The sequence below is a fragment of the Isoptericola halotolerans genome, from assembly GCF_045689585.1.
GTDB classification, from domain to species: Bacteria; Actinomycetota; Actinomycetes; order Actinomycetales; family Cellulomonadaceae; genus Isoptericola; species Isoptericola halotolerans_B.
This window is the reverse complement of the sequence record NZ_CP140108.1, coordinates 338,247-357,206: the sequence shown is the minus strand read 5'-3', so window position 1 is coordinate 357,206 and position 18,960 is coordinate 338,247. Positions and strand designations below refer to the sequence as shown.

Here is an 18,960-nt window from a genome sequence, read left to right as displayed (position 1 = left end):
CCCAGGTTCCTGTTCGGCGACGGAGGGGGGAGCGATGCGTGACGAGATCCAGCGGGGTCTCTACCTCGACGAGCTCGACGAGGGCGTGCGGTACGTGCACCGACCGGGCCGGACCCTCACCGAGGCGGACAACACCCTGTTCACGGCGGTCACGATGAACCCGCAGGGGCTGCACCTGGACGCCGCGTGGGCGTCGACGCAGCCCTTCGGTCGGCCGCTGGTCAACTCGATGCTCACCCTCGCCACCCTCGTCGGGCTGAGCGTCGCCCACCTGACCCGCGGCACCATCGTGGCGAACCTGGGCTTCGCGGACGTCCGCTTCCCTGCGCCGGTGTTCCCCGGCGACACCCTCTACGGCGCGACGACGGTGCGCGACCGCCGGCTCTCCGCGTCCCGTCCCGGCACGGGGATCGCCACGCTCGAGCACGTCGGGACCAACCAGGACGACGTCGAGGTCGTCCGGGCCGTGCGCACCGTCATGATGTGGACCCGCGCCGCGCACCAGCAGGCCGGACACCAGACGACGCCGACGGGCGACGAGCCGTGACCCCGGATCCCTTCGCCCTCGGCCCTGCGCTGCTGTTCTGCCCGGCGGACCGGCCCGACCGGTTCGACAAGGCGGCACATCGGGCCGACGGCGTCATCCTCGACCTGGAGGACGGCGTCGACCCCGCGGCCCGCCCGGTCGCCCGCCGAGCCCTGCGCGAGCATCCGCTCGACCCGGCGCGCACGATCGTGCGCGTCAACGCCGTCGGGACGCCTGACCACGAGGCCGACCTGGCGGCGCTCGCGGGCACCGCGTACACCACCGTCATGCTGCCGAAGGCGGACGGCCGGTTCGTCGGTCCGCTGCTGCGGGCCGACGGCGCGCCGTACGCCGTGGTGGTCCTGTGCGAGACGGCGGCCGGCGTGCTCGCCGCGCCGGCGCTCGCGATGCGTCCCGACGTGGTGGCCCTCGCCTGGGGCGCCGAGGACCTCGTCGCCTCCCTGGGCGGGACGTCGAGCCGGCACCCGGACGGCACGTACCGAGACGTGGCCCGGCAGGCCCGGTCCGCCGTCCTGCTGGCGGCGGGTGCGGTCGGCAAGGCCGCGGTCGACGCGGTGCACGTCGACCTGGACGACGTCGACGGGGCCCGTGCCGAGGCGGTCGACGCCGCGGCGTCCGGGTTCACGGCCACGATGTGCGTCCATCCCCGCCACGCGGCAGCGGTCCGGGAGGCGTACGCGCCCTCCGAGGAGGACGTCGAGCGCGCGCGGAGGCTGCTCGGCGGCACCGGTGTGCCGCCGTCGGGCGGGGCGTCGCGGGTGGGGGGCAGCATGGTTGACGAACCCCTCCTGCGGCACGCGCGCACGGTGCTGGACCGGGCGGCGCGGAGCAGCCGCTCGGCGACGGCGGGCGGGGTACGGACGGAGCGCTAAGGTGCTTCCGGCGGGCGCCGTGTCCGCCGCGGACGGCAGGGGAGGTGCCCGGTGGAGCTGTCGCTGGTGCTCGGCCCGATGAAGTCCGGCAAGTCGCTCGACCTCATCGCGCAGGTCGCCCCGCTGGCCTACTCGCGGCTGAGCTGTGCCGTGGTGCAGTCCGCGCGGCACGTGCGCGACGCGCGGATCGTCTCGCGCACGGGTGCCTCCGTGCCGACGATCAAGCTGGAGACGCTCGAGCCGCTGCTGCACACCACCGAGGACGTCGTCGCCATCGACGAGGTGCACATGTTCACCCCCGCCGACGTGCGGGTGGTCGAGGAGCTCGTGCTGCGCGGCACCAAGGTGCTGGCCTGCGGCATCGACCTCGACCACCGGGGCGAGCTGTTCGCGACGATCCGGGCCCTGCTGGAGCTCGGACCCACGGACGTCCGGTACCGCCGTGCCGTGTGCGACCGCTGCCAGGACCTGCACGCGGCGTTCACCCAGGTGCTCAGCGGTGGCGTACCGTTCCTCGAGCCGCTGGGTGCCTCGGAACCGATCCCGGACGACGGCACCTTCACCTACGAGGCGCTGTGCCGGCGCTGCTTCGTGCTGCCGGAGACGGCGATCGTCACCGGGTCGCCGGGGGTCCCGCGGGCGACGGCGCAGCCGTAGCCGGACCGGGCGGCGCGGGAGAGGCGGGCGGCACCCAGCTCCCGTCGCTCCGGATGGCCTGCGCGATGCGGAGGCTGGCCTCGCGCAGGTGCCGGGTCTGGGGCTTCGTCAGGCGGTCGAGCACCAGCTCTCGCACCGTGTGCACGTGGCCCGGTGTCGCCTGCTCGACCTTGTCCCGGCCCTGGTCGGTGAGGACCGCCAGCGTGGACCGCCCGTCGGCGGGGTCGGGAGCGCGCCGCATCCAGCCCTTGGACTCCAGGCGGGTGACGGCGCGCGACAGGCGTGACAGCGAGCTGTTGGCGTACCCGGACAGGACGCTCATGCGGAGGGTCAGGTCGGGGGCGCGCGAGAGGGCGTACAGCACGCCGTACTCGAAGTGCGTCAGCTGCGCATCCCGTTGCAGCTGCGCGTCCAGGGCCGCCGGCAGCCACTCCACGACCGTGGCCAGCGCGGCCCAGGTCTCCAGCTCGTCGCCGGTCAGTGCTGCGGGCGGGTCCGGGTCCGTCATGTGCTCAGGGTAGCGTCTGCGCGCTCGGGGCACTTGCTCAGGAAACTCAATCGGTCTACCTTTCACTTGACTGAGAAAGTATGTGCCGGCGGCGGGCGGCACCGAGAGAGGGCGGACGTCATGGATCTGGAGCTGGTGGGCAAGCGGGCCTTCGTCAGCGGTTCCACGCAGGGGATCGGCTTCGCGATCGTCGAGGGGCTGGTGCGGGAGGGGGCGGCGGTCGTCGTCAACGGCCGCGACGAGCACCGGGTGGGGGCCGCGGTCGACGAGCTGCGGGCCCGTGTGCCCGCGGCGGACGTCACCGGGATCGCCGCGGACCTCTCCGACCCCGAGCAGGTGCAGACGCTGCTGGCTCGGCTGGGGAGCGTCGACATCCTGGTCAACAACGCCGGCGTGTTCGACGTCCAGGACTTCCTGGAGGTCTCCGACGAGGAGTGGCAGCGCTCCTTCGACGTCAACGTGATGAGCGCGGTCCGGCTCTCCCGGCACGCGCTCGGTCACATGTTCGAGAACGGCTGGGGGCGGATCGTCCTCGTCGCCAGCGAGTCCGGCGTCGACGTCCCGGCCGACATGGTGCACTACGGCGTGACGAAGGCCGGGCTGCTCGCGTTGGGCAACGGCCTGGCCAAGGCGACACGAGGAAGCCGGGTCACCGTGAACACCGTCGTCGGAGGGCCGACGTACTCCGACGGCGTCGCCCATGCGGTCGAACAGCTCGCGCACGCCCAGGGCATGTCGGCCGACGAGCTCAAGGACGCGATCGCCGCCGGCCGGCCGACGTCGCTCCTCCAGCGCTTCATCGAGCCGGCCGAGATCGCCAGCCTGGCGCTCTACCTGGCCAGTCCTCGGTCCGCCGCCACCAACGGTGCCGCGCTGCGCGCCGACGGCGGGGTCCTGACGACGATCCTCTGACCCGGCCGGCTCCCCTGCACGCTGCTGATCGCCCACCGGCCGGCACACGCCGCCCGTGGCACGATCGTGCCGTGACGACGACGCCTGACCCTTCCGAGAACCCGTACCGCGTCCTGGTCCTGGCCGGGCGCGGCCGCTACGAGGACCCGTGGCACGACCATGCCGCGACCAGCCACCGCCTGGCGACGGTGCTCGACGAGCTGGAGCTCGGCGGGCGGACGACCGACGTCGTCGTGCGCTCCGTGTTCCCCGACGCGCTGGACGACCTCGACGAGGTCGACCTGCTCGTGGTCAACGCCGGTACCTCGTGGCCCGGCTTCCTCGAGGCCGGGATCGGGCCCGACGACGACGCGTGGGCGCCGTTCCACGAGCGGCTCGACCGCTGGGCGCGGGACGGTGGCGGCGTCCTGGCCGTGCACCAGGCGGCGAACACCTTCGGCGACGCCCCGGGCTGGGAGGAGATCGTCGGCGGCCGGTGGGTGCCCGGGACGTCGTACCACCCGCCGTTCGGCCGGGCCGAGATCACCCTGGCGACGGGCGGGCACCCGATCGTCGCGGGAGCGCCCGGGTCCGTGGCGCTGGAGGACGAGCGGTACTGCGCGCTGCGGGTCGCGCCGTCGGTCGAGGTCCTCGGCTGGGTGCCCGACGACGACGACGAGCCTCAGCCGGCGCTGTGGACGACCGAGGAGCACGGCGGGCGCACCGTGTACTGCGGGCTCGGCCACGACGTGCGCGCCTACGACTCGCGTGAGTACGTCCTGCTGCTGCTCCGGGCCGCGACCTGGTTGCTCACGTGACGTTCGGCACGCTCGGGGGTCGCCCGCCCGTCGTGCCGCCGGCTGCCGCCTAGGCTGGTGGTCATGCCACCCGCACCGGCCGTCCACGTGCTGCCGGTGCGTGCCCTGCTCGTCGGCGGCACGTCGCTGGCGATGGCCACCGCGGCCCACGCCGCGGCCGGGGGCGGGGCGCCTCGCAGCGCGCTGGCCGTCGCGGTGCTCGTCGCCTCCGTGGTGCCCGTCGCCGTAGCGCTGGGCCGCGGCGCCCTGACGCTGCCCCGGCTCCTGCCCGTCCTCGGCCTGCTGCAGGCGCTCCTGCACGCCGAGCTGGCGGTCCTGGCCACGCACGGCACGCACGGCGTGCCGTCCCCCGGAGCCGGAGCCGGAGCCGCGGCAGTGACCGCCGGCCACGCGGCGCACGGAGTCGACCCTGTCGCGCTCGCACACCTGGACGCGACCGCAGCCGCGGCCGGTGGCGGTCACGGTGGCGGGACGCTGATGGCCGTGGCGCACGTCGTCGCGGTCGCGCTCGTGGCCGCCGTCCTCGCCTCCGGAGACCGGGCGGCACGCTGGGTGGTCGCCTGGATGTCCGCCGTGGCCCTGCTGGTGCGACGCGCCGCCCTTCCGCTGCCACGGTCCCGGCCCGCCGCCGTCGTCGTCGACCGGCTGGTCGGCGCGCGTGCCCTGGAGCGCCTGATCGGCGCCGGGAGACGGTTCCGGGGCCCGCCGGGCCTCGTGTGCCCGAGCGCCCTGGCGACACCCTCGCCCGGCGCCGCCTGACCCGCTCCTCGTCCGGGGTGCGGGTCCTGCCGCCGTACCCCTCAGACACTGGAGCGATCCGTCATGCACACCTTCCTTCGCCGCGCCCTGAGCGCGGGCGCCACCGGCCTGCTCGGCCTCACCGTCGTCGTCGCGGGAGCGGGCGCCGCCTCCGCTCACGTCACCGTCGACCCCGCCGAGGCCGAGGCCGGCGGCTACACGCTGCTGACCTTCCGCGTGCCCAACGAGTCCGACACCGCCTCGACGACCGAGCTCGAGGTGGACCTGCCCACCGACACCCCGTTCGCGCACGTCTCCGTCGAGCCGGTCCCCGGCTGGACGGCCACGGTCACCACGACCGAGCTCGACGAGCCGGTCAGCGTGCACGGCGCCGAGGTCACCGAGGCCGTCGACTCCGTCACCTGGACGGCGGACGACGCCGACGCCGCGATCGCGCCGGGGGAGTTCCGCCGCTTCGCCGTCTCGGCCGGACCCGTCCCCGAGGTCGAGAGCGTCGTCCTGCCCGCCCACCAGACCTACTCCGACGGCGAGGTCGTCTCCTGGGAGGAGGTCGCGGAGGGCGACGCCGAGCCCGAGCGGCCCGCACCCGTCCTGACCGTCGCCCCCGCGCAGGACTCCGACGGCGCCACGCACGGCGGCGCGGCCGACGCGGACGCGCAGGGATCGGGCGAGACGGCGACCGCCGAGGGACCGGTGGACGGCGCCGGTCCATGGCTCGGTGCCGTCGGGCTGGGCCTCGGGCTCGTCGGCGCCGTGACCGGTGTCCTCGCGCTGTCCCGCGTGCGCCGTGGGGGTTCGGCACGATGACCGGGCGCGGGCCGGCACGGTGGGCGGCCGTCGCCGGTGCGGTCGTCGTGCTCGCGACGGCCGCACCGCCGGCGTCGGCCCACAACTACGTCGTGGGCACGGACCCCGAGGACGGGGCCACGGCGGCGGACCCGGTGACCGAGGTGTCGGTGACCTTCAACGACGTGCTGCTGGACATGGGCGGCGACTCGACCGTCGTCGACGTGACCGGACCGGACGGCCGCCACTACGCGACCGCCTGTCCGGAGCTCTCGGGCGAGGTCGTCTCCGCGCCGGTGGAGCTGAGCGGGGCGGGCGAGTACACGGTGGCCTGGCGGGTCGTGTCGGCGGACGGTCACCCGGTCTCGGGCGACTTCACGTTCGACCACGACCCGCCGTCCGGTGCGGACGGGGCCACGGGCACCGAGGCTCCGGTGTGCGGCACGTCGGCCGCCGGCTCCCCGTCGAGCGGCCCCGACGGGACCGCAGGCCCCGACGAGACCGCGACGCCGTCGACGGCCGCGATCGTGGCGGTCGCCCTCGGCACCGCGCTGCTGGGCGGCGCCGTCGTGCTCGTCGTCCTGCGCGCCGGGCGACGTCGGGCCGCTGGAGGCTCCGACGGCGGCCGCGACGTCGGACCGGACGGGGGTTCCCCGCCGGCGTGACACCGGCTCCGGGGGTCAGTCGTCCTTCAGGGGCGGGTGGCCCTCGGAGGCCTGCACGACGACGAACCCCTGGCCGCTCAGCCCGAGCTGGTAGGCCTCGCCGGACCCGCGGCCGATGAGGGCGCCCATCTTGGCGGTCTTGCGCACGGTGCTGGACAGGGACGTCGACCACAGGACGGCGGACTGCATGTCCACGAAGGTCGGCTCGTCGACGTTCAGCACCACCGGGGTGCCGTAGGCCGTCACGGCGAGCGCCCCGGTGCCGGTGAACGTCGTGTTGAAGAGCCCGCCGGTGAGCATCGACGCGCCCTCGACGCGATTGATGTCCCACGTCAGGGTGCTCTCGAACGCCAGGATGTTGTCCCCGCTGACGGTGACGCTCTCGTTCTCCAGGGAGAGGACGAACACCTCGTCGGCATCCTGGGCGAGGAACACGTCGCCGCGCCCGGAGACCTTCATGAGGGACATGCCCTCCCCGGTGAAGGCCTTCTTGAACAGCTTGGTCATGGACCCGCTGCCCTCGTAGGAGAAGTCGACGTCGCCCTGGTAGGCGACCATCGAGCCCTGCTTGGCGTAGAAGAACCCGCCGGAGCCCGTCAGATCGACCTTGAGCATGTGCTTGTTCGCGAGCTGGAAGCTGCCCGGCTCGCCCTCGGGTTCGGTGTGCTGGAACAGGTGTGAGCGCATCGCCCCATCCTGCGGCATCCCGGTCAACACCTCGCGGCGATCGATCAACTTCGCCCGCACGTGCCGACGCAGCATGGTCGGGTGACCACCTCGACAGACACCACCCCCACCGTCCCCGCGACCGGCCGGACGACCTGGGCGCCCGTCCTGGCGCTGGCCGCCGGCATCACGATGCTGGTCGCCAGCGAGTTCCTGCCCGCCGGCGTGCTGCCCGGCCTGGCCGCCGACCTCGGTGTCAGCGAGGGGACGGCCGGGCTGGCCGTCGCGGCGACCGCCGTCGCCGGACTCCTCACCGCCCCCACGATCGCCGTCGTGCTGCCGCGGACCGACCGTCGTACCGTGCTGGTCGCGCTGCTGGCGATCGGTGCGGTGGCCAACCTGGTCGTCGCCGTGGCCCCCGTGTTCGCCGTGCTCCTGGTCGGCCGGTTGCTGCTGGGCGTGGCCGTCGCCGGCTACTGGGCGTTCGCGTTCGCCGCGGGGATCCGTGCGGTGCCTGGCCGTGCCGCCACCGTCTCGACGACGCTGGCCATGGGGGTCAGCATCGCCACGATCGCCGGGGTACCGCTGGGCTCGCTGCTCGGCGACCTGTTCGGCTGGCGGGTCGTGTTCGGGCTGGCCGCGGCGCTCACCGCCGCGACCGCCGCCGCGGTGTGGTTCGTCATGCCCGCCGTGCCCGCACAGCCGGGCGCCGGGCTGGCGATGCTGCGGCAGACCCTCACCCACCGGCGGCTCATGCTCGGCATCACGTTCCTCTTCGTGGCGGTCCTGGGCAACTTCGCCGCGTACCCCTTCATCCGCCTGGCGATCGAGCGGGTGGACGCCTCGGTGGTCGCGCTGCTGCTGCTCCTGTGGGGACTCGGTGGGCTGGGCGGCAACCTGACCGCAGGGTCGCTGTCCCGCCGTCTGCGGCTCGCCACGACGCTCGGGCCCGCGCTGTTCGGGCTGGCGCTGGCCACGCTGGCCGGTGCCGGGTCGCTGTGGGTCGTGGTGCCCGCGATCGTCCTGTGGGGCTTCGGGATGAACATGGTGCCGGTGTCGACCCAGCTCTGGGTGACGACGGCGGAGCCGCAGCGCACCGAGTCGGCGCTCGCCCTGCAGGTCACCGCGTTCCAGGCGGCGATCATGCTCGGTTCGGTGCTAGGTGGCAGGCTCCTCGACGAGACGGGCCTCACGCCGGTGCTGCTGGTCGGCGCGGTGCTCGCCCTGGTCGGGGCCGCGGGGTTCGCCGGCCTGCGGGCGCGGGTGTGAGCCGGCGCGCCAGCACCGTGGCGTCACGCCGTGCACGCTGGTGAAGGCGCGGCTGAACGCGGCGACGGACCCGTAGCCGACGGCGAACGCGACGTGGGTGACCGAGTGGTCGTCGTCGGCGAGGAGCTCGCGGGCACGGTGCATGCGGGCCTCACGCACGAACTGCAGGGGGCTGGTCCCCAGGGTGGCACGGAACCGTTCGCCGAGGCCGGACCGGCTCAGGTGCGCCAGCCGCGCGAGCTCGTCGAGGGTCCACGGGTGGGCAGGGTCGTCGGAGACGGCGGACACCACCCGGGCCAGCTCGGGGGCGACGGCGTCCGGGGCGTCGGGCTCGTCCAGCTCCTCGAGCCACTGCTGACGCATCGCCGCGGCGATCAGCTCGCCGTAGCCGGCCGCGAAGTGCCGCAGGACGTGCGCCGTCGACACCGGGCAGATCTCCACGAGCGCGGTGACCCCACGGTTCGCGGTGGCGAAACCGTGCGCGACGAACCGGTCGGGCACGGGCGGTTCGCCTCCGGCCTGCCGCACGGACGCGAGGACGAGGCGAGCCGGCGTCGTCGCCGCGACACGGTAGGCGTGCGCACGGCCCAGGAAGATCGCGTCCCCCGCGGTGAGCGTGTCGGTGGCCTGCCACGACTCCACGGCGAGCTCGCCGTGGAGCAGCAGCAGCCAGGCCGAGGGACCCGGCAGGTGGACGGGCGCGCCCGCCGCGAGGGTCTCGATGCTCGACCCGGTCAGCTCCCAGCGGGCGACGCTCGCGACGACGGCCGAGAGCGTGTCGGCACGTGCGGCCCGCGGTGCGGGTTCCAGGGCGCCCATGCACAGGACAGCGCGGTCGGTGGCGCGACTATTCCGTCAGGCGCCGGCGAACCCGGTCTGCCGCCAGGCCTCGTAGACCGCGATGGAGGCGGCGTTGGTGAGGTTGAGCGAACGCCGTCCGGCGAGCATGGGGATGCGCAGCTGGTCGGTGACCCGCGGGTGGGCCAGGATCTCGTCAGGCAGCCCGGTGGGTTCCGGACCGAACAGCAGCACGTCGCCGGGGGCGTAGGCGACCGAGGTGTACGACGTCGCCGCGCGCGTCGTGAAGGCGAAGACCCGGGCGTCGGGAAGGGGGTCAAGCACGGCGTCGAGCGAGGGGTGCACGTCCATGACCGCGAGGTCGTGGTAGTCGAGGCCGGCGCGCTTCAGCTTCGCCTCCGACAGGTCGAACCCGAGGGGCTCGACCAGGTGCAGACGGGCGCCGGTGACCGCGGCGAGGCGGATCGCGGACCCCGTGTTGCCCGGGATGCGCGGCTCGAAGTAGACGATGTGGGCGAACGGGGACGGCTGGTGCACGCCGACGATTCTCCCACCTCGGACCGCGCTCGAGCCTGGGGGAGCGCGTCGGGACCGCCGCCCCTAGTGTCGAAGGATGGAACCGATACCTGACGTGATGAAGGCTGTGCAGCTCGTCGGTCACGGCGGGCTCGACCAGCTCGTCTACCGCGACGACGTCCCGACGCCCGCGCCCGCCGCGGGCGAGGTGCTGATCGACGTCCACGCCTGCGGCATGAACAACACGGACGTGTGGGTCCGTGAGGGCGCCTACGGCTCCGAGACCGACGCCGCGGAGGTGTCCACGTGGCGGCGCGGCCGGTCCACGCTCGAGTTCCCCCGCATCCAGGGCACCGACACCGTCGGGGTGATCGCCGCCGTCGGCGACGGGGTCCCGGCCGAGCGCGTCGGTGAACGCGTCATGGTCGACTTCTCGATCTACAACAGGCCCGAGGGCGACGACTCCCTGGCCGACATCGACTACATCGGCCACGGGCGGGACGGCGGCTACGCCGAGTACGTGGCCGTCCCCGCGGAGAACGCCTACGAGATCACCGCCGACCTCACCGACGCCGAGCTGGCCACCTTCTGCTGCGCCTACCTCACCGCGGAGCAGATGCTCGACCGCTCGCGGCTGGCCGAGGGTGAACGGGTCCTGGTCACCGGCGCCTCCGGCGGTGTCGGGTCGGCGATCGTCCAGCTCGCCCGCGTCCGTGGCGCGGTCCCGTACGCCGTGACCAGCGCCGGCAAGGAGGACGCGCTGCGGGAGATCGGCGCGGAGGACACGATCCTGCGGGACACCGACGATCTCGTCGCGGAGACCGAGCGGGTCGTCGGCGCGCCGGTGGACGTGGTCGCGGACCTCGTGGCCGGCCCGATGTTCAACGACCTGCTGCGCATCCTGCGCCCCGAGGGCCGGTACAGCACCGCGGGCGCCATCGGCGGGCCGGTGGTGGACCTCGACCTGCGGACCATGTACCTCAAGCAGCTCGAGCTCCACGGCTCGTCGCAGGGGACGCGGACGGCGTTCCGCCGCCTGGTCCGGTACATCTCGGACGGCGAGATCAGGCCGTTGCTGGACCGGACCTTCCGGCTGTCCGACTTCCACGACGCGCAGCGCACCTTCATGAGCAAGACCTACATCGGCAAGCTGGTCGTCGTCCCCGACCGGCACTGGGACACCGTGGGAGCCTCCTATGCATCGTGAGCGGACGCTGCACCTCATCGACACCCAGTCCGGCGGGGACGTCAGCCGGATCGTCATGGAGGGCGTCGAGCTCATCCCGGGGACGACGGTGCTGGAGAAGGCCCGCTACCTGGAGCGCGAGGGCGACGGTCTGCGCCGCTTGCTGCTCTCGGAGCCCTACGGCGACCCCGCGATGTCCGTCGACCTCATCGTGGAACCGAGCCACCCCGAGGCGGAGGCCGGCTACATCATCATGGAGGCGATGGGCTACCCGCTGTACTCGGGCTCCAACACCATCTGCACGGCGACGGCCCTGCTGACCAGCGGCACGATCCCGATGCGTGAGGACGACGGCCTCCAGAGCGTGGTGCTGGAGTCGCCCGCCGGGCTCGCGCGCATCACGGCGCGGATCACGAGCGGTCGCGTCGCCTCGATCACGACCCAGGGCGAGCCCGCCTACGTGGCCGAGGAGGGACTCGTCGTCGACGTGCCCCACTACGGCGAGGTGCACTTCGACCTCGTCTGGAGCGGTGCGTACTACGCGATGATCGACGCCGCCGTCCACGGGTTCACCATCAACGCCGAGGAGCAGATCGCGTTGACGGCCTTCGGCGACGCCTTCGTGCGCGCCGCCCGCCCCGGTCTGCTGGAGGAGCACCCCGAGCTCGGCAACGTCGGTCCGCTGCCGTTCGCGCACTTCATGGGACCGGTGCGGGGGGCCGGACCCGGCCACCTGGAGTCGCCGTCCGCGACCTACGTCCACCCCGGTGTGATCTGCCGCAGCCCGACCGGTACCGGCACGTCGGCCCGGCTGGCCCTGATGGCCCAGCGCGGCGAGATCGCCGAGGGCGACGCGCTGGAGACGATCTCCCCGCGCGGCAGCCGGTTCGTCGGCACCGTCCTGGGGGAGGCGACGGTCGGTGCCTACCGTGCGCTGCACTCGACCATCACCGGCTCGGCCCGGCTGCTGGCGCACTCGCAGATCACGGTGGACCTGGACGACCCCCTGGTGGACGCCTCCGACCTGGAGCACGTGCTCGCGGTGCAGCCGGCGTAGTCCCTGGTCCGCATCCCCACACCCTGGGAACCCCAGGCCGCGAGCGCTATCCTTCCACCATGACGAGGCGCACGGACTGGTGGCGGCTGCACGAGCAGCCGTGACCTGACGCGCCCCGCGCCGAACCCGAGTCCCGAGCTGCCTGCCGCAGCCCGGGACTCGTCGCGTTCGTGCCGACGTCGGGCACCGGTGGGCGGCGCCCACCGAAGGAGCCCACCATGACCGCCACCACCAGCACGCCGACCGTCCCTGCCCTCGACGGCGAGAGCGCCCCCGACGGCGAGACCCCCTCCGTGCGCGCCGCTCGCGCGCGCACCGCCGAGATCGAGGAGCGCATCGCTCGCGACCCGAGCACGTTCCGGGTCCTGACCGGCGACCGGCCGACCGGTGCCCTGCACCTGGGCCACTACCTCGGCACCCTGGCCAACCGGGTGCGGCTGCAGGACGCAGGCGTCGACGTCGTCCTCGTCGTCGCCGACTACCAGGTGCTCACCGACCGCGACGAGACGGGCGACCTGCCCGCCGTCGTGCGCGAGGTGGTGCTGGACTACCTCGCGGCCGGCATCGACCCGGGCCGCACCACCGTGTTCGCCCACTCGGCGGTGGCCGCCCTGCACCAGCTCATGCTGCCGTTCCTGTCGCTGGTCACCGTGGCCGAGCTGGAGCGGAACCCGACGGTGAAGGCCGAGTCGGTGGACGCGGCCGGCAGGCAGGGGCGGAGCATGTCGGGCCTGCTGCTCACCTATCCGGTGCACCAGGCGGCGGACATCCTGGCCGTGCACGGCAACCTCGTGCCGGTGGGCACCGACCAGCTGCCCCATCTCGAGACGACGAGGGTCGTCGCGCGGCGCTTCAACCAGCGGTTCAGCGCGGCGCAGCCGTACTTCGCCGAGCCGGAGGCGCTGCTGGCCGACACCCCGACGGTGCTGGGGAACGACGGCGCCAAGATGTCGAAGTCGCGGGGCAACGTGCTCGAGCTGCGGGCCGACGAGGACGCGACCGCCGCCTACTTCCGGCGCGCGCGGACCGACTCGCAGCGGCACATCACGTTCGACCCGGAGTCCCGGCCGGAGGTCGCGAACCTGCTGCGCATCGGGGCACGGTTCGCCGGGACGACACCGGAGCACCTCGCCGAGTCGGTCGGCGCGGCGGGCGCGGGCCGCCTCAAGGAGGTCGTCACAGAGGCGGTGGTCGAGGGGCTGCGACCGGTCCGCGCCCGACGGCGGTCGCTGGCGGCCGAGGGGTCTGCCGTCGTCGGCGAGGCGCTGGCGCGGGGGACGGCGCGGGCCACCGTGCTGGCCGAGGGCACCCTTGCGGACGTGCGCGAGCTCATGGGCACGGTCTACTCGTGACCTCTGCCCGGAGGCCGTTCTGCCGATGTCGGTAGTTCGTGTCGAGGTCGGCAGTCCGGACTGCCGACCTCGACACGAACTACCGACATCGGCAAAACGTCACGGGTCAGCCGAGCCGGTCGGTGAGCCGGTCGAGCTGCGTGCGCAGCGCCGACGGGACGCGGTCGCCGAACGTGTCGAAGAACTCGGCCGTCAGTCCGGCCTCGGCGAGCCATGCCTCCGTGGGCACGTCGAAGAGATCGGCCAGGTCGTCGTCGGAGAGGTCGAGCCCGTCGACGTCGAGTGCCCCCGGCGCCGGCAGCAGACCGACGGGCGACGTGACCGCGCCGGAGTCGGTGCGCACGCCGCGGGCCCGGTCGATCTGCTCGGCGATCCACTTGACCACGCGGGAGTTCTCCCCGAACCCGGGCCAGACGAACCCGCCGTCGGCGTCCTTGCGGAACCAGTTGACCTGGAAGATCTTCGGTCGCTTCTCCGAGCCGAGACCGGCACCGACCCGCAGCCAGTGCGACCAGTGGTCGGCCATGTTGTAGCCGCAGAACGGCAGCATGGCGAAGGGGTCGCGGCGCAGCTCGCCGACGGCGCCCTCGGCCGCGGCGGTGCGCTCGGAGCTGATCGTGGCACCCATGAAGACACCGTGCTCCCAGCTCGTCGCCTGCGCGACCAGCGGCACGTTCGACGCCCGGCGCCCACCGAAGACGATCGCGTCCACCGGGACGCCCGCCGGGTCTTCCCACCCGTCCGCGATGGACGGGCACTGCGCGGCGGCCACCGTGAACCGCGAGTTCGGGTGCGCGGCCGGGCGGTCCGCGGCGCCGTCGGCGGGCGTCCAGTCGTCGCCCTGCCAGTCGATCAGGTGCTCCGGCGGCTCCGGGGTGAGGCCCTCCCACCACACGTCGCCGTCGTCGGTCAGGGCGACGTTGGTGAAGATGACGTCGTGGGTGAGGGTGTCGATGGCGGTCGGGTTGGTCTCGACGCCGGTGCCGGGCGCGACGCCGAAGAACCCGGCCTCGGGGTTGATGGCCCGCAGCGTGCCGTCGGGGCCCGGGCGCATCCACACGATGTCGTCGCCGAGCGTCTCGACCTTCCAGCCGGGGACGGTCGGGCGCAGCATCGCCAGGTTCGTCTTGCCGCAGGCGCTGGGGAACGCCGTCGCGAGGTGGTACCGGCGCTGCTCGGGGGACGTGACGCGGATCAGCAGCATGTGCTCGGCGAGCCAGCCCTCGTCGCGTGCCATCGCCGAGGCGATCCGCAGGGCGAAGCACTTCTTGCCCAGCAGTGCGTTGCCGCCGTACCCGGACCCGTAGGACCAGATCTCCCGCGTCTCGGGGTAGTGGACGATGTACTTGGTGTCGTTGCACGGCCAGGGGACGTCCTCGGTCCGCTCGCCGTGCTCGTCCACGAGCGGGGCTCCCACGGAGTGCACGGCGGGCACCCACTGCTGCCCGCGGTCGACGAGGTCGAGCACCTCGCTCGAGACGCGGGTCATGACGTGCATCGAGACGACCACGTAGGGCGAGTCGGTGATCTCGACGCCGACCTGGGAGATCGGCCCGCCGACCGGCCCCATGGAGAACGGCACGACGTACATGGTGCGGCCCCGCATCGACCCGGCGAAGACGCCGTCCAGCTCCTCGCGCATCGCGGCGGGGTCGCGCCAGTTGTTGGTGGGACCGGCGTCGTCCTCGTGCTCGGAGCAGATGAACGTGCGGGACTCGACGCGGGCGACGTCGGAGGGGTGCGACCGGGCGAGGTAGGAGTTCGGCCGCTTGACCGGGTCGAGGGGAGTGAGCGTGCCGGCCTGCACCATGAGGTCGATCAGCCGCTGCTTCTCCGCGGCGGACCCGTCGCACCAGACCACGTCGTCGGGCTGGGTCAGCTCGGCGATCTCGCTCACCCAGGCGCGCACGTCGCGGACCGGTGCGGGGGCCGACGCCGCGGTCCCGACCGCGGGAAACCCTGCGGCGTCGGTGCGGTCCAGGAGGTCGGGGGCGATCTCCGCGAGGGCGAGGCGGGTCCGGCGCGGGTTGGCGGTGAACGTCATGGGTGCTCCCTGGGTCGAGGCTGGTCCTGCCGTGGTGTGCCCAGCGGCGGGCTCCTGCTCTCAGCGTGACCCGCGCGGCCACCTTCTTTCCACCGGTCCAGCCGTGAAGATCCATCGATCTTCACGTATTGTGAATCCATGACCGCGACGACGCCGTCCGACGCCCCGGACCTCATCACCCTGGGCCGCCGTATCCGGCACGCCCGCACCTCCCGGGGTCTCACGCTGGACGCTCTCGGGAAGGCCGTGGACTGTGCGCCGAGCCTGCTCTCCCTCATCGAGAACGGCCGCCGCGAGCCACGGCTCTCCCTGCTGCGCACGCTCGCCGAGGCGCTGGAGGTGGCGCTGCCCGACCTCCTCGCGGACGAGCCACCGTCGCGCCGCGCCGCGCTCGAGATCACGCTCGAACGGGCCCAGCGCGGGCCCCTGTTCGGTGCGCTCGGGCTGCCGCCGATCAGACCGAGCCAGAAGCTCCCCGTCCCGGTGCTCGAGCAGCTCGTCGGGCTGCACGCCGAGATCGCGCGGCGCGAGGAGGAGGCCATCGCCACGCCCGAGGAGGCGCGGCGGGCCAACACCGTCCTGCGGACCGAGCGCCAGGAGCGCGACAACCACATGCCGCAGATCGAGGCGCTGGCCCACGACATGACGCGCCGCGCGGGCTACACCGGCGGCGCGCTGACGCACCGGACCGTGGCGCGCATCGCCGAGGACCTGGGCCTGACGATCCTGCACGTCGACGACCTGCCGCGCTCGGCACGCTCGGTGACCGACTGGAAGAACGGCCGCATCTACCTGCCTCCCGCCTCCATCCCGGGCGGGCACGGGCTGCGGTCGCTGGCGCTGCAGGCGATCGGGCACCGGGTGCTCGGCCACGAACGCCCGCGCTCCTACGGAGAGTTCCTGCGCCAGCGCGTCGAGATCACCTACTTCGCCGCGGCCTGCCTGATCCCGGAGCCCACGGCCGTCGAGTTCCTGTCCCAGCGCAAGCGGGACAAGGACCTCGCGGTGGAGGACTTCCGGGACGCGTTCGGCGTCACGCACGAGGCCGCCGCCATGCGGCTGACCAACCTCGCCACGGTGCACCTGGGCGTCCCGCTGCACTTCTTGCGCGTCGGGGACGACGGTGCCCTCTTCCGCGGGTACGCGAACGACGGCATCCCGCTGCCGCAGGACGTCACCGGCGCCATCGAGGGCCAGCTCGTGTGCCGGTGGTGGCCGGCCCGGGAGGCGTTCCGCCGCCGTGACCGGGCCACGGAGTCCTACCAGTACACCGACACCCCGGCCGGGACGTTCTGGGACTCGGTGCAGACGGGCACCGCCGCGGACGGCCGGCAGTTCTCCATCACCGTCGGCGTGCCGTACGCGCACGCCAAGTGGTTCCGCGGACGCGACACCCAGGTGCGCCACACCTCGACGTGCCCGGACCCCTCCTGCTGCCAGCGGCCGCCGTCGGACCTCACCGAACGCTGGCAGGCGCACTCGTGGCCGAGCGCCCGCATGCACCAGCAGGTGCTCGCCGCGCTGCCGCGCGGCGTCTTCCCGGGGGTGGACGACACCGACGTGTACCGCTTCCTCGAACGGCACGCCCCCACCGTCCCGGACGGACGGCCCACAGCGTGAGCAGGCTGCTGGTCCAGGTCGCCGCCCTGCCGGGAGGGCGCGCCTCCCCGGGCTACCGGGACGTCCGCGCGGGGCTCCTGAGCAGCGTCCTCGCGGCGGCAGGCCTCGACCTGGGCGGCGAGGCCGCCGTCCTGCAACGCCGCTGTTCGACGTGCGGCGGGACCGACCACGGCAAGCCGGAGGTGCCCGCGGCGCTGGTGGCCGGCTGGCACGTCAGCGTGGCGCACACCGCGACCCGCCTGGTCGTCGCGGCGGCCGACGCCGGTCCGTGCGGTGTCGACGCCGAGGACGTCGACGCCGTCGGCCGGGCACCCGTGACGGCGGTGCTGCTCGCACCCGAGGAGCGGGTGGACGCCGCGTCGGTGGACCGGGTCGCCCGCACCTGGGTCCGCAAGGAGGCGCTCCTCAAGGCCACGGGCCACGGGCTGGCCGTGGATCCCGCGCTGCTGGCGCTCGACGCCGGACGAGGTGCCCCGCAGGTCGTGCGCTGGCAGGGTCCGGGCCCGGCGCCGGTGCCGGAGGTGTGGACCGAGGACGAGCTGCCGGCGACCCCGGCCGCGCCGCGCGCGCTGGTCAGCGCGGTCGCGCTGCGCGCTCCCTGAGCCCGGCGCCGCGGGACGACGGATCCCCGCCCGGCGGCAGGTCGGGCAGCCCCCGGGCGTCGAGCCAGCGGTCGAGCAGCTCCTCGAGGCCGTCCGTGGACGCTGCCAGCTCGCGGACGAGCGCACGCAGGTCCGCCGTCGTCGCATGACCGTGCCGGTAACGGTCGGTCCAGGTGTGCAGGAGCGCGAAGAAGGTGTCGTCGCCGAGCGCCAGGCGCAGGGCGTGCAAGGTGAGGGCGCCGCGCTTGTACAGCCGGTCGTCGAACATGAGGCGTGGCCCCGGGTCGGCGATGACCAGGTCCTGGTCCAGCACCGCGAGCCGGCCGTGGTGCTCGCGGGCGAGCTGGTCCGCCGCCGGTCCGCCCGAGGCCTCCGACCACAGCCACTCCGCGTAGCAGGCGAACCCCTCGTTGAGCCAGATGTCGCGCCACTGCCGGACCGAGACGCTGTTGCCGAACCACTGGTGCGCGAGCTCGTGGGCGACGAGACGGTCCGACCCCTTGCTCCCGTCGAGGTGGTTGGCGCCGAACACCGAGAGACCGTGCGCCTCGAGCGGGATCTCGAGCGGGTCGGACGTGACCACGACCGTGTACCCGGCGAACGGGTACGGGCCGAAGAGGCCCTCGAACAACGAGAACAGCTCGTCGTGCCGGTCGAGGTCGTGCCGGACGTCGGCGGCCCGGCCGGCGGGCCGGGCCACCCGTGCGTGCTCGCCCGACGCCACGACGTCGTACGGGCCCACCTGCACCGTGGCGAGGTAGGTGCACATCGGCTCGGTGCGCTCGAAGGTCCAGGTCCGGGTGCCGGCCCGCCGGGTGACCGTGCGCAGGGGGGCGTTGGCCACCACGGTGTACGGGGCGTCGGTGGTGAACGACAGGTCGTACGTCGCCTTGTACCCCGGGTGGTCGTTGCACGGGAACCAGGTGGGTGCCCCCGTGGGCTGCCCGGCGACGAGCGCCCCGTCGGTGAGCTCCTCCCAGCCGACGTCGCCCCAGGCGCCCGTCGCGGGGGCGGGGTTGCCGGCGTAGGCGATCGTCACCGCTGCCGTGCCACCGGGCTGCAGCGCGTCGGCCAGCCGGAGCCGGACCGAGCCCTTGCGGTGGGCGTGGCGGACGCGGGCCCCGTCGACCTCGACCCGGGCGACCCGCAGGCCCACGAGGTCGAGCCGCAGCTCGTCGAGGGTGTCCACCGCCCGCACGTCCAGACGGGCCCGACCCTCGAGACGGTTCGGTCCCACGCGGTAGCGCAGGTCGAGGTCGTAGTGGTCGACGACGAAGTCGCGCGAGCCGTGGTGCGGCACGTACGGGTCGGGGTCGCTCGCGCGGCTGCTGGGCATGGTCGGTGAGC

The 18,960-nt window shown here is 73.8% G+C and carries 20 protein-coding genes; 14 read left to right on the top strand and 6 right to left on the bottom strand.

Annotation, left to right across the window (positions count from 1 at the left end; translation table 11 throughout):
- The first annotated feature begins 34 nt into the window (after window positions 1-34).
- From UQW22_RS01695 to UQW22_RS01685, 3 genes are read left to right on the top strand one after another with little or no spacing between them, the layout of a single operon-like run.
- Window positions 35-547 carry a MaoC family dehydratase gene (locus UQW22_RS01695; RefSeq protein ID WP_407319108.1) on the top strand — a complete coding sequence of 171 codons (513 nt, stop codon included), beginning with the start codon at window positions 35-37 and terminating at the stop codon, window positions 545-547.
- Window positions 544-1,419 (top strand): HpcH/HpaI aldolase/citrate lyase family protein, encoded by an 876-nt coding sequence (locus UQW22_RS01690; RefSeq protein WP_407319107.1) that lies wholly within the window; start codon window positions 544-546, stop codon window positions 1,417-1,419. Before UQW22_RS01695 ends, UQW22_RS01690 begins: the two co-directional genes overlap by 4 nt.
- A 51-nt stretch (window positions 1,420-1,470) precedes the next feature.
- Window positions 1,471-2,076, top strand: a complete 606-nt coding sequence (locus UQW22_RS01685) for a thymidine kinase (protein ID WP_407319106.1) — start codon at window positions 1,471-1,473, stop codon at window positions 2,074-2,076.
- Here UQW22_RS01685 and UQW22_RS01680 read toward each other — a convergent pair.
- Window positions 2,033-2,584: a MarR family winged helix-turn-helix transcriptional regulator gene (locus UQW22_RS01680; protein ID WP_407319105.1), complete on the bottom strand. Its 552-nt coding sequence runs from the start codon at window positions 2,582-2,584 to the stop codon at window positions 2,033-2,035. The genes UQW22_RS01685 and UQW22_RS01680 overlap by 44 nt on opposite strands.
- A 120-nt stretch (window positions 2,585-2,704) precedes the next feature.
- Between UQW22_RS01680 and UQW22_RS01675 the strand changes: the two genes are divergently transcribed.
- The 5 genes from UQW22_RS01675 (at window position 2,705) to UQW22_RS01655 (ending at window position 6,503) form a co-directional block, all read left to right on the top strand.
- Window positions 2,705-3,496, top strand: a complete 792-nt coding sequence (locus UQW22_RS01675) for an SDR family NAD(P)-dependent oxidoreductase (protein ID WP_407319104.1) — start codon at window positions 2,705-2,707, stop codon at window positions 3,494-3,496.
- 71 nt (window positions 3,497-3,567) lie between these two features.
- Window positions 3,568-4,293 (top strand): ThuA domain-containing protein, encoded by a 726-nt coding sequence (locus UQW22_RS01670; RefSeq protein ID WP_407319103.1) that lies wholly within the window; start codon window positions 3,568-3,570, stop codon window positions 4,291-4,293.
- A 63-nt stretch (window positions 4,294-4,356) separates the two neighbouring features.
- Entirely contained in the window at window positions 4,357-5,052 is a 696-nt protein-coding gene (locus UQW22_RS01665; RefSeq protein WP_407319102.1) for a hypothetical protein, read from the top strand.
- A 63-nt stretch (window positions 5,053-5,115) separates the two neighbouring features.
- Window positions 5,116-5,859: a YcnI family protein gene (locus UQW22_RS01660; protein ID WP_407319101.1), complete on the top strand. Its 744-nt coding sequence runs from the start codon at window positions 5,116-5,118 to the stop codon at window positions 5,857-5,859.
- A complete protein-coding gene (locus UQW22_RS01655; RefSeq protein ID WP_407319100.1) occupies window positions 5,856-6,503 on the top strand; it encodes a copper resistance protein CopC in 648 nt (215 codons plus the stop codon). Before UQW22_RS01660 ends, UQW22_RS01655 begins: the two co-directional genes overlap by 4 nt.
- 15 nt (window positions 6,504-6,518) lie before the next feature.
- Here UQW22_RS01655 and UQW22_RS01650 read toward each other — a convergent pair whose 3' ends face one another.
- Window positions 6,519-7,190 carry an AIM24 family protein gene (locus UQW22_RS01650; RefSeq protein ID WP_407319099.1) on the bottom strand — a complete coding sequence of 224 codons (672 nt, stop codon included), beginning with the start codon at window positions 7,188-7,190 and terminating at the stop codon, window positions 6,519-6,521.
- A gap of 81 nt (window positions 7,191-7,271) precedes the next feature.
- Between UQW22_RS01650 and UQW22_RS01645 the strand changes: the two genes are divergently transcribed.
- Window positions 7,272-8,438 carry an MFS transporter gene (locus tag UQW22_RS01645; RefSeq protein ID WP_407319098.1) on the top strand — a complete coding sequence of 389 codons (1,167 nt, stop codon included), beginning with the start codon at window positions 7,272-7,274 and terminating at the stop codon, window positions 8,436-8,438.
- Here the strand turns inward: UQW22_RS01645 and UQW22_RS01640 are convergent.
- Complete coding sequence (locus tag UQW22_RS01640) at window positions 8,328-9,257, bottom strand: helix-turn-helix domain-containing protein (RefSeq protein WP_407319097.1); 930 nt, start codon at window positions 9,255-9,257, stop codon at window positions 8,328-8,330. The two genes, UQW22_RS01645 and UQW22_RS01640, sit on opposite strands and share 111 nt — an antisense overlap.
- A gap of 36 nt (window positions 9,258-9,293) precedes the next feature.
- Entirely contained in the window at window positions 9,294-9,773 is a 480-nt protein-coding gene (locus tag UQW22_RS01635) for a tRNA (cytidine(34)-2'-O)-methyltransferase (RefSeq protein WP_407319096.1), read from the bottom strand.
- 97 nt (window positions 9,774-9,870) lie between these two features.
- Between UQW22_RS01635 and UQW22_RS01630 the strand changes: the two genes are divergently transcribed.
- The 3 genes from UQW22_RS01630 (at window position 9,871) to trpS (ending at window position 13,347) form a co-directional block, all read left to right on the top strand.
- Window positions 9,871-10,959 carry an alcohol dehydrogenase family protein gene (locus tag UQW22_RS01630; protein ID WP_407319095.1) on the top strand — a complete coding sequence of 363 codons (1,089 nt, stop codon included), beginning with the start codon at window positions 9,871-9,873 and terminating at the stop codon, window positions 10,957-10,959.
- Complete coding sequence (locus tag UQW22_RS01625; RefSeq protein WP_407319094.1) at window positions 10,949-11,995, top strand: proline racemase family protein; 1,047 nt, start codon at window positions 10,949-10,951, stop codon at window positions 11,993-11,995. The genes UQW22_RS01630 and UQW22_RS01625 overlap by 11 nt, the downstream gene beginning before the upstream one ends.
- A 218-nt stretch (window positions 11,996-12,213) precedes the next feature.
- On the top strand, window positions 12,214-13,347 hold the full coding sequence (trpS, locus tag UQW22_RS01620) for a tryptophan--tRNA ligase (RefSeq protein WP_407319093.1): 1,134 nt from the start codon (window positions 12,214-12,216) through the stop codon (window positions 13,345-13,347).
- 106 nt (window positions 13,348-13,453) lie between these two features.
- Here the strand turns inward: trpS and UQW22_RS01615 are convergent, their stop codons facing one another.
- Window positions 13,454-15,391: a phosphoenolpyruvate carboxykinase (GTP) gene (locus UQW22_RS01615; RefSeq protein ID WP_407319092.1), complete on the bottom strand. Its 1,938-nt coding sequence runs from the start codon at window positions 15,389-15,391 to the stop codon at window positions 13,454-13,456.
- 138 nt (window positions 15,392-15,529) lie between these two features.
- Between UQW22_RS01615 and UQW22_RS01610 the strand changes: the two genes are divergently transcribed.
- Entirely contained in the window at window positions 15,530-17,011 is a 1,482-nt protein-coding gene (locus UQW22_RS01610) for a helix-turn-helix domain-containing protein (protein ID WP_407319091.1), read from the top strand.
- The gene (locus UQW22_RS01605; RefSeq protein ID WP_407319090.1) at window positions 17,008-17,613 is read left to right on the top strand and encodes a 4'-phosphopantetheinyl transferase family protein; all 606 of its coding nucleotides are present in this window, start codon (window positions 17,008-17,010) and stop codon (window positions 17,611-17,613) included. The genes UQW22_RS01610 and UQW22_RS01605 overlap by 4 nt, the downstream gene beginning before the upstream one ends.
- Here the strand turns inward: UQW22_RS01605 and UQW22_RS01600 are convergent.
- The gene (locus UQW22_RS01600; RefSeq protein WP_407319089.1) at window positions 17,585-18,949 is read right to left on the bottom strand and encodes a M1 family metallopeptidase; all 1,365 of its coding nucleotides are present in this window, start codon (window positions 18,947-18,949) and stop codon (window positions 17,585-17,587) included. The genes UQW22_RS01605 and UQW22_RS01600 overlap by 29 nt on opposite strands.
- Window positions 18,950-18,960: the final 11 nt, after the last annotated feature.